The organism is Superficieibacter sp. 1612_C1, from assembly GCF_015234305.1.
In the GTDB taxonomy this organism is placed as follows: Bacteria; Pseudomonadota; Gammaproteobacteria; order Enterobacterales; family Enterobacteriaceae; genus Superficieibacter.
This window is the reverse complement of sequence record NZ_JADGMI010000001.1, coordinates 843258-858238: the sequence shown is the minus strand read 5'-3', so window position 1 is coordinate 858238 and position 14981 is coordinate 843258. Positions and strand designations below refer to the sequence as shown.

13 protein-coding genes and 1 tRNA gene are annotated in these 14981 nt (G+C 53.7%); 2 read left to right on the top strand and 12 right to left on the bottom strand.

The window, feature by feature from the left end:
* Positions 1-103: 103 nt before the first annotated feature.
* Together mdoH and mdoG are read right to left on the bottom strand one after the other, a co-directional pair.
* Positions 104-2644 (bottom strand): glucans biosynthesis glucosyltransferase MdoH, encoded by a 2541-nt coding sequence (mdoH, locus tag INT84_RS04030; protein ID WP_194205720.1) that lies wholly within the window; start codon positions 2642-2644, stop codon positions 104-106.
* A complete protein-coding gene (gene mdoG, locus INT84_RS04025) occupies positions 2637-4172 on the bottom strand; it encodes a glucans biosynthesis protein MdoG (RefSeq protein ID WP_228065920.1) in 1536 nt (511 codons plus the stop codon). The genes mdoH and mdoG overlap by 8 nt, the downstream gene beginning before the upstream one ends.
* 270 nt (positions 4173-4442) lie before the next feature.
* Here mdoG and mdoC point away from each other — a divergent pair, with 270 nt between their 5' ends.
* Positions 4443-5603: a glucans biosynthesis protein MdoC gene (gene mdoC / locus INT84_RS04020; protein ID WP_194205718.1), complete on the top strand. Its 1161-nt coding sequence runs from the start codon at positions 4443-4445 to the stop codon at positions 5601-5603.
* A gap of 34 nt (positions 5604-5637) precedes the next feature.
* Here the strand turns inward: mdoC and INT84_RS04015 are convergent, their stop codons facing one another.
* The 7 genes from INT84_RS04015 to ghrA all read right to left on the bottom strand — a co-directional run bounded on the left by INT84_RS04015 (position 5638) and on the right by ghrA (position 11224).
* Positions 5638-7125, bottom strand: a complete 1488-nt coding sequence (locus INT84_RS04015; RefSeq protein WP_194205717.1) for a phospholipase D family protein — start codon at positions 7123-7125, stop codon at positions 5638-5640.
* Positions 7058-7600 (bottom strand): O-acetyl-ADP-ribose deacetylase, encoded by a 543-nt coding sequence (gene ymdB, locus INT84_RS04010; RefSeq protein ID WP_194205716.1) that lies wholly within the window; start codon positions 7598-7600, stop codon positions 7058-7060. The genes INT84_RS04015 and ymdB overlap by 68 nt, the downstream gene beginning before the upstream one ends.
* A gap of 96 nt (positions 7601-7696) precedes the next feature.
* Positions 7697-8017, bottom strand: coding sequence for a type 1 fimbrial protein (locus tag INT84_RS04005; RefSeq protein ID WP_194205715.1), 321 nt, complete (start codon positions 8015-8017; stop codon positions 7697-7699).
* Between the two features lie 285 nt (positions 8018-8302).
* Entirely contained in the window at positions 8303-8785 is a 483-nt protein-coding gene (locus INT84_RS04000; RefSeq protein WP_194205714.1) for a DUF1097 domain-containing protein, read from the bottom strand.
* Between the two features lie 96 nt (positions 8786-8881).
* On the bottom strand, positions 8882-9442 hold the full coding sequence (locus INT84_RS03995) for a molecular chaperone (protein ID WP_194205713.1): 561 nt from the start codon (positions 9440-9442) through the stop codon (positions 8882-8884).
* Positions 9443-9463: 21 nt separating this feature from the next.
* Positions 9464-10201 (bottom strand): phosphatase, encoded by a 738-nt coding sequence (locus INT84_RS03990; protein WP_176917829.1) that lies wholly within the window; start codon positions 10199-10201, stop codon positions 9464-9466.
* 84 nt (positions 10202-10285) lie between these two features.
* Complete coding sequence (gene ghrA, locus INT84_RS03985) at positions 10286-11224, bottom strand: glyoxylate/hydroxypyruvate reductase GhrA (protein WP_194205712.1); 939 nt, start codon at positions 11222-11224, stop codon at positions 10286-10288.
* Positions 11225-11488: 264 nt separating this feature from the next.
* Here ghrA and INT84_RS03980 point away from each other — a divergent pair.
* Positions 11489-11576, top strand: a tRNA-Ser gene (locus INT84_RS03980).
* Positions 11577-11997: 421 nt separating this feature from the next.
* Here INT84_RS03980 and INT84_RS03975 read toward each other — a convergent pair.
* The 3 genes from INT84_RS03975 to INT84_RS03965 all read right to left on the bottom strand — a co-directional run bounded on the left by INT84_RS03975 (position 11998) and on the right by INT84_RS03965 (position 14970).
* Positions 11998-12783, bottom strand: a complete 786-nt coding sequence (locus tag INT84_RS03975) for a cytochrome c oxidase assembly protein (RefSeq protein WP_194205711.1) — start codon at positions 12781-12783, stop codon at positions 11998-12000.
* A gap of 15 nt (positions 12784-12798) precedes the next feature.
* On the bottom strand, positions 12799-13275 hold the full coding sequence (locus INT84_RS03970) for a DUF2243 domain-containing protein (protein WP_194206109.1): 477 nt from the start codon (positions 13273-13275) through the stop codon (positions 12799-12801).
* A 360-nt stretch (positions 13276-13635) separates the two neighbouring features.
* Positions 13636-14970 carry a gluconate:H+ symporter gene (locus INT84_RS03965; protein WP_194205710.1) on the bottom strand — a complete coding sequence of 445 codons (1335 nt, stop codon included), beginning with the start codon at positions 14968-14970 and terminating at the stop codon, positions 13636-13638.
* Positions 14971-14981 lie beyond the last annotated feature (11 nt).

Sequence of the window (14981 nt, the reverse complement as noted above, 5' to 3'; positions counted from 1 at the left end):
CCGGTATTGAACGGATAACAGTATCTATGGTTTGGTGCCTTGTAATGCCGGGTGACGCTTCGCTTACCCGGCCTACGCACCATAGTGCTGTGTTTACCCTGCCTTAACTGGATGATTTTATCTTCAGCGCCAGCGGGTTTAGCGCCAGTTGCTGATACGAACTCACCCATGAAGAGTAGCGTTCTGGCGAACTCCACACGCGGTAATGCAGCCGTGACATCGTCACCGGATCGCTCAGCAGCACCAGACGACGGTCGCGGCTAAGTTTTTCCGGCGTCTCGTTCAGCGCCTGCTCAACATGGCGGTCGCGGGCAATTTCAAGGATGTTCCCCTTACCGTGACGCCCTGTCGCCATCGCCGTGGCTAGTGCGTTGAAGGACGGGTTGAATACCGCATGCATAAAGCCATCTTTCAGCGAGCGCTGGATATTCAGCTCCAGGAAGCGGTCGGTATCGATCAGCACCTGCGGCGGTGAGTACTCTTCCGGGATCAGGAACAGTTTCCAGCGCTTAGTGCGTAGCCCCACCGTCGAACGGCTGGAAATGACCGAAACAAACGGCGAGAGGATCAGCGAGAAAACGATCGGTGCCAGCCAGAACAGAAAACGCAGGTCCAGCCAGGCCATACCTACTGCCCACACCAAACCGAGCAGCATTTGCGAGCCATGACGCTTAAACGCTTCTACCCATGAGGTTGAGTCATCATCACGCTGCGGTGAATTCCAGACCACTTCCCAGCCGAGGAACGCGCTGACCACGAAGACGGTGTGGAACAGCATACGGACCGGAGCCAGCAGCACTGAGAACAGCACTTCCAGCAGCAGGGAGAGCGTGACGCGAATAAAACCGCCGTACTCTTTCGGCCCTTTACACCACACCAGAATGATACTGAGCAGTTTCGGCAGGAACAGCAGTACCATCGTCGACGCAAACAGCGCAATCGCCAGCTCCGGACGCCACTGCGGCCATACCGGGAACAGCTGACGCGGCTGAAGGAAATATTGCGGCTCCGTCAGGGCGTGTACCACCTGCAAGGCCGTCGAAAGCGCGAGGAACATAAACCACAGCGGCGCGGAGAGATAGGACATGACGCCGGTTAAGAATACCGCACGGTGAACCGGGTGCATCCCTTTCACCAGGAACAGGCGGAAGTTCATCAGGTTGCCGTGACACCAGCGACGGTCGCGTTTCAGCTCGTCCAGCAGGTTTGGCGGCAACTCTTCATAAGAGCCCGGCAGATCGTAGGCAATCCACACGCCCCAGCCCGCACGGCGCATCAGCGCGGCTTCCACGAAGTCATGCGACAGAATCGATCCGGCAAAAGAGCCCTCGCCCGGCAGCGGTGCCAGCGCACAGTGCTCAATGAACGGCTTCACGCGAATAATGGCGTTATGCCCCCAGTAGTGCGATTCACCCAGCTGCCAGAAGTGCAGACCGGCGGTAAACAGCGGACCGTAGACGCGAGTGGCAAATTGCTGGCAGCGCGCGTATAGCGTGTCCATGCCGGAGGCTTTCGGCGACGACTGGATGATACCCGCGTTAGGATTCGCTTCCATCAGACGCACGAGACCGGTCAGACATTCCCCCGTCATCACCGAGTCCGCATCCAGCACCACCATATAGCTGTACTGGCTGCCCCAGCGGCGGCAGAAGTCGTCAATGTTACCGCTTTTGCGCTTCACGCGGCGGCGACGACGGCGATAGAAGATCTGCCCTTCGCCCTGCACTTCCGCGATAAGCTCCATCCAGGCTTTCTGCTCGGAAACGCAGATATCCGGATTGTAGCTGTCGCTGAGGATGTAAACGTCAAAGTGCTGCTGCTGACCCGTGGCTTTCACCGACTCCCAGGTTGCCCGTAGTCCGGCGAAAACACGATCCACATCTTCGTTGCAGATTGGCATGATCAGCGCCGTACGGTGCTCGGGATTGAGCGGCTCATTGCCGGTCGTTGAGGCGGATATACTGTATTTATCCTTCCCGATAAGCAGTTGCAGAAAGCCCATCAGCGCGGTCCAGAAGCCCGCAGAGACCCAGCAGAACAGCACCGCAAACAGGATCAGGATCCCGGTTTGCAGGATATACGGCAGAAGCTGCATGAAGGAGACCAGTAAATCCTGACCCATCATGTCGCCCGGATTGATCAGCGCCCAGCCCTGGTATGGCAGGATGGTTTTCATATACCAGGTTGCCACTACGGTTTGCGCCAGCGTTAACACCAGCAGAATATAGCGACGAATCGTCCCCATCAAACGCCACTGTTGTTCGCTGACCTGCTGCTCTTTGGTCAGACGGGAAAGATAACGCGGCTGTTTTTCACGACCGCGCAGGCGGTCCCAGAAACGGCCAACCGGGTTGGTACGCCACGGGTCGGGAAACATTGAGGAACGCTTCGCCTTTGGCATCGCGTGCAACTGCGTGCGGCCCATATCGTCTTTGATCAGCTGATCGTTGTGCAGTGACTCCGGCCAGCTGTGTTCCAGACGTGACTTGACTGACCCCAGCGGAGCGTCATCTTCAGGCTCGAATCGCTGATGATCGGCATCAAGCGCTTCATGGACTGCGCGGATATCCATATCGGCAGGAAGTGCCGCTTTTTCAGCATCCGTAAGCGGCAGAGCGTCGATATACTTCGTTGTATTATTCATTGGCAGGTAGCTGATAGCTCCAGGTTTCACTCAGCGTCTGGTCAGCGTTAACCAGCGCGGCGCGCATCTCAGTGGTCTGCTTAGGATCTTTGATTTTAGTGCGCAGCGTCAGACGCCATCCTTTGGTGACAGGATTATAGCGTACGCTGTTCTCAACGATTTCGCCGTTGTCACCGATACTGGTTTGCGCAGTGACCGGGGTATCCGCAGGCAGTTTTTTCATATCCGGACCGGCGAAATCAATCACGAAGGCCAGCGTACCGTCCGCCTGACGGATCAGATTAGATTGTTTAACGTCACCAGCCGAGCGGCGAGTCTGCGTCACGTACGCGTTATCCGGCGCGTGCAGCTTGTCTTCATCGCGGCTGAAGGTGATGGTGTAGCTGAAATTCATCTCTTTACCGGCTTCAGGCAGCTGATCCGGCGTCCAGTAGGCCACGATATTATCGTTGGTTTCATCATTGGTCGGAATTTCGACCAGCTCAACTTTGCCTTTGCCCCACTCGCCTTTCGGCGTAATCCAGGCGCTTGGACGCAGATCGTAACGGTCGTCGAGATCTTCATAGCGACTAAACTGGCGGCCACGCTGTAACAGACCGAAGCCCTGAGGGTTTTCCATCGCGTAGCTGCTCACACCCAGATGTTTCGGGTTATTAAGCGGACGCCAGATCCATTCACCGTTACCAGCATGAATCGACAGACCGTTGGAGTCATGCAGTTCAGGGCGGAAGTTGGTGGTTGGAGAGGGCTGGTTCGGCCCGAAGAGGAACATGCTGGTCAGCGGCGCGACGCCAAGCTTGCCGACTTTATCACGCAGATACACTTTCGACTGTACGTCAACGACGGTATCGCGGCCTGGCATAATGGTGAAGCGGTAAGCGCCGGTGGCACGCGGAGAATCCAGCAGTGCATAGATATTCAGGCGCTTGTCAGTCGGTTTCGGACGTTCAATCCAGAACTCACGAAAACGCGGGAACTCTTCGCCTGACGGCAGCGCGGTGTCAATCGCCAGACCACGGGCGGAAAGGCCGTAAACCTGACCCTGCCCCAGTACGCGGAAGTAGCTTGCGCCAAGCATGCTGACGATCTCGTCGTTCTTGTCTTTACTGTTAACCGGGTAAAGCACTTTAAAACCTGCAAAGCCCAGATCTTTTACGGTGTCTTTATCGTGCTGAACATTGCCAAAATTGAAGTAGTCCGGGCTGTATTTGATCTTACGCACGGCGTTGGAGGTCACTTCGTTGATGGCCACCGGCGTGTCAAAGTACATCCCCTGATGATAAAATTCGAGCTTGAATGGAGTCTTAATCTTGCCCCAGTAAGCCTTGTCGTGGTTGAACTGAATCTGCTGATAATCCGCATATTTCATGTCGCGGAAGACGGAGGGCAGATTGCTTTTAGGAGCCTCATAGCCTTTACCTGCCAGTGACTGTGCCTGCTTTGCCACATCATCAATGGAGAACGCCCATGCAGATGAGGTGCACAGGGACAACGTTATGGCTACGCCTAACCAGCGCATTTTCATCATCTGTGATTTATTTTTCATAATAAGTAAGCACTTCCCCCTTTGTGTGCTTAAATCGATCCGATCCATTTTAATGGAAACTCTGGCAATCCGACAACATAATCCCCATTTTGTTCAGCTAGCGGCTTAGGGTTTAAGCAACCGTCAGCGACCTTTTGCACTTTACGTGCTTATCCTGGAGACAGCTTTTCGGACTTGGTGTAGGGTTGCAGCGGATGTTAACATTATCGCGTCTGGTGATAAGACGAAAAGTCTGAGAATGCAAACAATTATATGAGTAAAGTACCCGCACAACGTGAATATTTCCTCGATTCCATTCGCGCATGGTTGATGCTTTTGGGGATCCCCTTTCATATCTCGTTAATCTATTCCAGCCATACCTGGCACGTAAATAGTGCCGAGGCGTCATGGTGGCTTACCCTGTTTAACGATTTTATTCATTCCTTCCGGATGCAGGTTTTCTTTGTTATTTCCGGTTATTTTTCATACATGTTATTTTTACGCTATCCATTAAAAAAATGGTGGAAAGTTCGTGTCGAGCGCGTCGGTATTCCTATGCTCACCGCCATACCTTTATTAACGCTGCCGCAGTTTATGATGCTGCAATATGTGAAAGGTAAAACCGAAACCTGGCACACGCTCTCATTGTATGAAAAGTATAATACCCTGGTCTGGGAGCTGACTTCGCACCTGTGGTTTTTACTGGTTCTGACCATCCTGACCACCGCGGGGCTGTGGCTGTTTAGCGTGCTTCGCAAGCGGCAGGAACAGCAGGATGGCGTCCTGTTCGCCAGCCTGACGCTCGGCAAACTGACGCTGATCTTTTTACTGCTTGGTATTGCTTACGCCGCCCTGCGTCGTACGTTGCTAATTATTTACTCGCCAATTCTTAGCGACGGCCTGTTTAACTTCGTGGTCATGCAGACCCTGTTTTATATCCCTTTCTTTGTGCTCGGCGCGCTGGCCTTTATTAACCCCCGCCTGAAGGATCTTTTCACGACGCCTTCGCCGTGGTGCATGCTCGGCGCGATTGCAGGATTTGCCGCCTATTTACTCAATCAGCGCTACGGCAGCGGTGACGCCTGGATGTATGAAACCGAGTCGGTCATTACGATGGTATTTGGCCTGTGGATGGTGAACGTGGTCTTTTCCTTCGGACACCGGCTGCTCAATTTCCAGTCGGCGCGGGTGACCTATTTCGTTAACGCATCACTCTTTATTTACCTGGTACATCACCCGTTAACGCTGTTTTTCGGCGCGTATATTACGCCGCACATCAGCTCTAATACGCTGGGCTTCTTTACCGGACTGGTATTTGTGGTGGGCTGCGCGCTGGTGCTTTATGAAATTCACCTGCGTATTCCGCTCCTGCGTTTCCTGTTCTCAGGCAAGCCGCAGACGAAGCAGGATAAACCGCCGGTTACCGCCAGATAACACCCCGCCCCCTCGCCTGAGGGGGCGACTCAAATTACAGCAGCCACTCCACCGGCAGACGGTAAACCAGACGCACCAATAACCGCTTCAGCAAGCGTGAATTCGGCTCCTTTTTCAGCACGATAGTCTCCCCATCCCGCTCTTCGATCCAGTTAATCCGTCCCCAGCGATCGAGTTTGAGTTGCCAGGCGGCGTGACGCTGGCTCTTCAGAAAATTGTGATGGATCTTCTGCGCCAGCGGCTCGCTGTCGATCACAAAGCCCATTTCGGTGTTCAGCATCGCTGAACGCGGATCGAAATTAAACGAGCCGATAAACACTTTGCCGCCATCCACGCTGAAGGTTTTGGCATGCAGGCTGGAGCCGGAGTTACCGGTAAGTCCGCTATCGTGCAGGCCCGGCGTCGGCCTGCTTGTCGGCTTTAGCTCGAAAAGTGCCACGCCATGACGCAGTAGTTTTTTACGCCAGCGGGCGTAACCCGCATGGACCACCGCCACGTCGTTGGCGGCCAGCGAGTTGGTCAGAATCGCGACTTTAACGCCCCGGCGGACCATTTGCAGGATCATCGCCACCCCCGCGCGGCCGGGCACAAAATAAGAAGAGATAATATCAATCTGCTTTTCCGGTGCCCCCATCACGTTCATCAGACGCTGGGGCAGCAGCGTGCGCTTGCGGGCTTTCCCCTGCCCTTTCCGCGGATCGTCACTCAGAAGACGGGTATGCGCCCAGAGCAAAGGAAGCGTGCCAGCCTCCAGGCGAGAAACGAAGGAGGTGGTTTTGAGCTTGTGCAGGTACTGCTGGGCGTATTTGTCATTAAGCCATTCATCGGGGATCTCTACCCGTCGGGTAATATCCTCTTCCGAAATATCCAGCACCTGCTGGAGTGTCGAGACCGATTTACACTCCCAGTAACGCTGAAAATCCTCCGCCACATCCTGAACCACGTCGCCCAGCGCCATAACGTCGAGATCGGTAAATAACGGCTCCTTGCCCGCACCAAAATAGGCATCGCCCACGTTTCTGCCACCAATAATGGTCACTTCACCATCGACGGTAAAACTTTTGTTGTGCATCCGGCGGTTAAGGCGCGCGAAATCCGTCAGATATCCGAGGATACGCAGCGTGCGAAAGGAAAAGGAGTTGAACAGACGCACTTCGATATTGTGGTGGGCGTCCAGAAGGCGCAGCGTATCATCAAGCCCGACCGTATTGTTGTCATCCAGTAGAAGCCGCACCTTAACGCCCCGCTCCGCCGCTTCAACCAGCACGCGAAACAGCAGGCGTCCGGACATATCGTCCTCCCAGATATAGTACTGCACATCCAGAGTCCGTTCCGCCATTTGCGCCAGCCGGTAACGGGCAGCAAAGGCGTCAAGGCTATCATCAAGGGGTAAAAGACCACAAAGGTCAGGATGCGCCGCACGGGCCGGGGCGATTGCTCGCCCCAGTCGCGTATTATGCGACTGGCTCGTCTCCCTGCCGGGTGAGTAATCGCTCATAAAGTCCTGCATTTTCCTCATCATAACAGACAAAGTATATCTGCTCTGGCTGAGGACGCCGGGTAATGTAATCCGAAACGGCATTAATTGCGATTTCGGCGGCAGCCGCTTTCGGATAACCGTAAATACTCGTACTGATAGCAGGGAAAGCGATGGAGTGAAAATCGTTGTCGCGGGCGAGTTGCAAACTGTTGCGGTACGCATCTTCCAGCAGTCGCGCTTCGTTGTGATCTCCCCCGCGCCAGACGGGTCCCACGGTATGAATGACCGCTTTTGCCGGAAGGTTACCGGCCAGGGTAATCACCGCATGGCCCGGCGCGCACTCTCCCTGCTGCTGGCGCACCACTTTGCAGGCGTCCAGCAATGCAGGCCCGGCCGCGCGGTGGATAGCGCCATCCACACCGCCGCCGCCCATCAGAGAAGCGTTGGCCGCATTAACGATGACATCCACCTGCATGGTCGTGATGTCTCCCCGGATAACCTGAATGCGTGATTGCATAATTTTCTCCTGCTGGCATCGGTAGCGTTTACTTTATCTTACTTCGCTGCCGGGAGAAATGCGCGTCCTGCGAAAAGGCAGGAGCGCGCCGCTATGCTAACGGTACTCAATGGTATAGATGGCGAGCGTCCGTTCCGGGTTAAGGTATTTCAGCGATGCCGCGTCAAACAGTTCGTGAGCGATCTCCTGGTGCGCCGTATAGCTTAAAGAACGGTGCAGCGTCACGGTTTTGCCTTCACGCTGACATGTCACCGCAATATCACGGCTGTTGTTAGTGACTTCACAGGGAGATTCGACAATCTGCCCATGAAAATGGATCACACCGCCTGTGGTTTCCTTGCCTGCGACAGCGTCAACAGAGAAACCCACCGCCATTACCGCCAGGACGCCGAAAAAAACGTGAAAAGATAATTTCATGGTCACTCTCCTCTGCCAGAAAACGTTTCTGAAAACGGAAGTAAAACTGAACATTTAATTATCTTTACTACTCTCTATTAACAAAGAAAGAAATACGTATTAACGAAATAATCGATTATTTTCACAAAATATTAAACTTTAATACAAATATATTCAGCAAATGAATATATTTGCGCAAATTTATAGCGGGGAATGATGAGTGAGGACGGAAAAAGGAAATGCGGGCGACATCGTCAGAGACGGGTCGCCGCAGAAGAAGACATACTAGTTTAACGCATAGGGTTGTTATTCGGGCGCGTTCAGCGGAAGGCGCTTTTTAGCCGCGCGGGAGGCCAGCCACAGGCCGCTGTTTTTCATGGCATAGCCAAAAACAAGACCCAGCATGACAGAGGGGACCACCAGTTTATAGTCGCCCTGCCCGGCGAACGTCGCGCAGGCTCCAATAAACGTGCCGGGCACGAAGGACAATAAAAGCTGCTTCGCCTGGATACACATTAAAAACGCCACCATGCCGGTCATTATATAGCCGACACTCTCCAGGTGCGGTGCCAGCGCGCTGCCGTGAATAATCACCAGCGCCCAGAGCACACCGCTTATCAGTGTGCAGGCCGAAATACCCAGCCCTTTCAGGCCACCTTGCGGACAGGCAAAATAGGCCGTACAGCCAAGAAATCCGGCCCAGCTCAATAAACCTAAGGAGACGGCAACCCAGCCCCATAACCCGGAGAGGATGCCTGTGGTGATTGCGATAGCGAGAAGTGTGCTCATGGCGCGCATCATAACAGATGCGCACCAAACAAAAGAGATCTGCCGCACAACATGTGCAACATTTCTCACTTAATTACATTTTATTTGTGATTTAAATCACAATTTCTCGACTTCATCTTCCTGCAACTCTTCCCACATGGCCGCGATAGCATCGCGCGTCAGTTGCGCCAGCGTGCGCCAGAATGGCGTTTGAGCATGCGCTTCTACTTTACCGAGGAAGGTATCGCACCACGGTAGTAAAAATTCGGCAAACAGGATGTCCTGGGCTTCACTCTCATCTTCAGTGGATTGATCTTCCAGCCAGGAGGCTGCCAGCAGCAGCGTACCGAAATGATCCGCCGGGCTTTCCGCCAGCGGCATACCGCGATCGCTGAGGAATGTGCGCACGTCGCCTTCCGTAGCCCCTTCCACCCACGCGCTACGGAACGGCGCAACGCGGCAGTCGTTACCGACAAACAAGGCGTTGTAGTCGGCGGTCAGCACGTCCATATCAACGCTTTTTTGCAGGCGGGCCAGAAGGTCATCCTGCTCCAGCGGCCAGCTGGCGGCCAGTTTGCCTTCTTTAATCAGGGTGAACAGCGGCACCAGCAGTGGATCCTGCGGCTGACGATAGTAGAGCGAACCGAGGACGCGACACAGGATTGAAAACTCGTTCATGCATTAATTCCAGTATGAGATTTAAAAATCGGCAAATTCAGGGATGGGAGCCATGCCGCGCGACTCCAGAAAATCAAGTAAACGCCGGGGCGAAACGTTGAGGATGCGATCTTCCGGGAAATGGACCTCATCAAGGATTTTACGGCATTCGCTAAAATCGCCCAGCGTAAACGCCGTATGGGAATCCGATCCCAGCGCGACCCAGCCGCCCGCATCACGAACCGCAGCCGCTACCGCCCGGCAGTTTTCTTCACTGCCTTTACGCGAATGCACGAACGACGAGTTATTAATTTCCAGCGCCACATGATACTTCGCGGCCGCGGCAGCAATCGCCGGAATATCGACAGGATACTTCGGGTTACCCGGGTGGCTGATAATGTGGACAGTGCCGCTGGCCATCGTCGCGATCATCGCCTCGGTATGGGCAGCTTCATCCTGCGGTGGAAATACTGGCTCATGAAAACCGGCGATAATCAGGTCGAGCGAGGTCAGCATCGGACCGGTACAGTCAATCTCGCCGGGCGTGGTTTTAATATTGGCTTCGATACCGCGCAGGATACCTACGCCATCGACAATTCGCGGCCAGATGCGCATATTAATAAAGTGCCAGTGATGCGGCGCATCTACCATATCCGGACCGTGGTCGGTGATCGCAAAGAGCTTAATTCCCTTACTCTTTGCTTGCGCAATGTAGTCGCTAAGCGTGCTGTAAGCGTGGGTGCTGGCGACGGTGTGCATATGCAGATCGACGGGATACATCGTTCTCTCCTCTGATGTTTTGCGCAAGGATAGCAGGTATTGCCCTGCGATATTAAGCAAAACCCGGCCGGAGCCGGATTCGACTCAGTAACCGCGAACGCGATCGACGCGCCCGGTAACCTCCTCGCCTTTCTCAAGCCCGGTAATGGTACGGGCGATCCAGGCAATGGCTTCCGGGGGATGCGTTACAGCGGCGATATGCGGCGTCATCGCCACGCGCGGATGCGCCCACAGCGGGCTTTGCGGGTCCAGCGGTTCGCGGCTGAAGACATCCAGCATCGCGCCTTTTAACTGGCCGCTTTCCAGCGCCTGCAATAAATCCGCTTCCACGACATGAACGCCGCGCGCCAGATTTAATAAATAGCTCCCCTGCGGCAAGTGGCTTAAACGTCCGGCATTGATAAGACCGACGGTTTCCGGCGTGTGCGGAAGGAGGTTAATCAACACGCGCGTGCCGCTTAAAAACTCGGTCAGCTCGGTCTGGCCGGCAAAGCTTTTTACGCCGGGCCATGATTTCCGGCTGCGGCTCCAGCAACGGATCGGAAATCCCCATGCCTGCAACGCTTGCGCGACCTTACCGCCAAGCACGCCCGCGCCGAGAATGCCGATGGTAAAATCCTCTTTATTATACGCCTCCAGCGGCTCCCAGCGCGCCTGAAGCTTTTGCGCATGATAATCGTCAAAGCGCCGGAACCAGTGCAGCACCTGGCTTACCGCATATTCCTGCATCTGCTCGCCCATACCGGTATCCTCGAGGCGAAAGAGCGAGGTCGACTCCGCCAGCATCTCCGGGTGCGCCTGCAACTTTTTCAGAATCGAATCGACGCCCGCGCCCAGGGCAAATACCGCTTTTAGCTGGCGGCCTTTCAGCATCTCCACCGGCGGCTCCCAGACCAGTGCATAATTCGCAGGTTGATGATCGCCTTCCTCCCACTGGCGCACCGTGGCACCCGACAGTTTATTTTCCAGTTGCGCTTTCCAGTAGTGAAAATCAAAGGTGGGATGGTAAAAGATGATATCCATGTGAACTCCTGACGTTATCCAACGCTTGTCCTGTAGCGGACGCGACGGTTTCTGTTTGATCTGTATCGTTTTTGAGGATATCAAATTTCTGCGCGGAGTTTTGTAAAAAGCCATCCGGCGACAAAAAAGACACTTTTTGTTTATTCCGGAAGCAACCTGGCGGAAGTTTAACTAAACGCACCGCTTCCGGTAAAAAGAACATTGACGGATGTAACGGATTTCCCTACATTAGCGCCCGTTCCGGTGACGCCGGAACAACAATATGGTGAGGTGTCCGAGTGGCTGAAGGAGCACGCCTGGAAAGTGTGTATACGGCAACGTATCGGGGGTTCGAATCCCCCCCTCACCGCCATATTTGAAGAAGAGCTCGCACTCACGTGCGGGCTTTTTTTTCGCATATACCTCCGGACCAGGGGGGATGAGAACACCCGACCGGGGTTCGACAACGGGCGTCAGCCCGTTGGACAGACGACGAGCCTGCGAGGAGGCTGCCCGCAGGGCGAGCGCAGCGAGTCAATCCCCCCCCTCACCGCCATATTCGAGTTGAGAGCCTGTACGAAAGTACGGGCTTTTTGCTTATATATATCCCCCAAGCCAGGGGAATGAGAACCCCCGACCGGGGTTCGACAACGGGCGTCAGCCCACTTCCTCGGTCAGAAAACCGCGTATCCGCACATCCAAAACCCTGGCGAATCACGTTTTCAGACTCTGGCTGGAGAAACCTGTCGCAGCCACATTAGCCAACCTCAGGACGAAAACAAAGGATTAATAGTTTAATCTGCCAACGCATCCGGTAGCGTACTGCGCTGCCGGAACCACGCTGCGAAAAAGCCAATAATAATGCAAAACTCGGCAACGTCCCCTCCGTAATACATCCACTGCGCAGCCGCCTGAATTTCTTCAATGCTGGCTGAGATACCCTGCGGATATCCGTAGCCGTACATCAGTTTACCGAGAATGGCGTGAGCGGCCGTGGCCAGGAAAATTACCGTAAGCCGAACGGCCCTCGACGGACGGTGAGGAGCGGGATCTGGCCCGGCGACAGACCAGGTAAACAGGTAGCCGGAGAGAACAAAATGCAGATGAAGGAAAACAAACAGTACAGGATTGCCCATACTCAACGCATAAAAAGGCGTGAGATAAAGAAGGTACATCCCGCCAATATCAAGAAAAGCAGCGGTAACCGGATGGATTAAAAAACGCACCGGTCGGATGCGAAGAACGTTCATTGTGCCGCGTGCCGTCTGCGCAGAAACGCTGCGCAGAAAAAGTGAACCCGGCGCACCAAATACCAGCCCGAGAGGCCCGAACATCCCCAGCAACAGATGCTGTAGCATGTGACTGCGCAAATCGTTATGGGCCCAGCCTGCCAGAGGCGGCAACATGGATGTCACGATTAAAGCGATTCCGGTCGTGAAGCTGGCAATGCGCCAGGCGCTCCATCTGGCAGTGCGTCGTATCCGGACGGCGGCTAACAGATATAAACACAGCAGTGCGGCAGGCATAATAACCAGAAGAATAAAAAGCGCGGCTGAAGGGGCCCCTCCAGTATGGTGCATCGCATGCTCCACTGATTAGCCTCCCGCCACATAGTGTGTAGTCGCACGTGCGTGGCGAAATATCAGGTATCCTGCCAGTAACAACAGCAGACCAGACACGTTCCAGACAAGGTCGTAAAGCAGTACGTTGTCAACGTAGCGGATCTGATGCAGCCTGAGCAGCTTATGATCGACAATCCCGTCAAACAGTTGAAATGCACCCAGACCAAAAACGAAGCCCGCCCATGCCGACGTCCGGTTAAGTTTGCTACGGCTACGCAGATCCGCAAACATAAAAAAACCGAGCACAAAAAAAATCAGCTCACCTGAATGCAGCAGCCCATCCGAAAGCAGGCTGAAAGCTGGCGTGCCCCAGTCAAAAAAGTGATGCCAGGCCAGAATCTGATGAAACACCACTTCATCAATTGCAGCCATCATTCCTATACCAAGCGGAACAGTGGCTTTAAATGAACGATTCAGATCGGACTGTAAAGGGGAATTCAACGGGGGCATCATAATCTCCTGGCTGCGGCTAAAATGCTTATCAAGAAGCGTAGCTGAAAATGGGTTATGCTGAACTCAAACTCGCCCGGCCCGCCGTGCCGTACAGGCTGTAAATAGTTCTTTCTGCCCCGGAAAATGCCGATGAATCCTGAAGCCTCATATCGTGAATACATAAAGTGTATTAATAAACGGGACTGGAATAACCTGGGAATGTTTGTCCACATGAAGGAAAAAGTCACCTTCTGAGCGACAGGCTCACTGACCCGTTTATGCTCTTGAGAAGACGCAGATGCCTTCTGCACTACTGGCTGCCCCTGAGCCCGCTAGCGCAAAGCGCTTACTACGCTAGCAGGTACACGTTTTGAAGGATTAAGAGATAAACAGGCTCAGCACCAGCACCATCCCCAGGCCGACCACAGAGTTAATCAACTCCAGCAAACCCCAGGTTTTAAAGGTGTCTTTCATTGAAATGCCGAATGTCTCTTTGAACAACAGAAAGCCGCCATCGTACATTAGCGTGATGGTATTACTGCCGCAGGCAACAGCGAGGCACATCAGAGCCGGATTGAGATGAAACGCACTGACCATTGGTGCAACAATCCCGGCAGAAGTAATAGCCGCTACCGCGCCCTGGCCGGTAAGAATGCGAATAATCGCGGTGATTATCCACGCGACAATAAACGGCGATAAAGGTAAGTCACCCATAATCGTGACGATATGATCGCCGACGCCGGAAACCACAATCACCTGTTTCAGAATGCCACCAGCGCTTATCACAAATAAAACGTTAGCTATTTTCGCAATAGCGTCGCTCACGCAATGCGTTACACCATCCGCCGTCATGCCACGCTTCACGCCGAGAAACCAGACGGCGGCAAGTGTTGCCAGCAGCATACTGATTTCCGCGCTGCCGAAAAAGGTGCACACTTTAACCAGTTCCGGGCTGGTGGACATAAATCCTTTAATGATGGAAGCCACAATCATTAGTACCGCCGGGATCAGCGGGATTAATATACTGATGCCGAAGGAGGGTAAATCCTGTGAGGTTTTTTCCTCGACCGGTTTTAGCAGCGAATTGAGCGGAATTGCTTTGATGCCCGGCAGGTATTTTGGCAGCAGAATGCCTGCACAAAACAGCGCCGGAAGGATCACTAAAATGCCATACAGATAAACCTGTACAATATCGGCATTAAAGGCGCTAATAAGTGCAACCGGGCCGTGCTGCGGCGGGAACAGGCTATGCCCCATTGTTGCACCTACAACCGTTGGGACCACTAATTTCATATACGGGATATTTGCTTTTTTGGCGATATTTAATACCAGCGGCATTGCAATCAGGAATGCCACTTCATAAAACATGGCAATGCCAAAAATAACGCCGATAAACATTAATCCAACAGAAAGAAATCGCGTACCGCAGTGTTCAATAACTGTATCAGCGATCCGCTGGCTGGCACCTGACTCGGTCATAAATTTTCCGATGACGGCACCGAAAATAATAATCAACGCCAGGTGACCGAGAATACTGCCCAACCCGTCCTGGATTACTGTGACAATTTTATCCAGCGGAATACCTTCCATGATAGCGACAAAAATACCGGCAATCAGCAAGGCGAAAATATTGTGGAATTTATAGCGGAGGTTCATGAGAACCAGGAGCGCAATACCTACCAGCACCCAAAATAATGCTAACAGCGGGGACATAGAGCATTCCT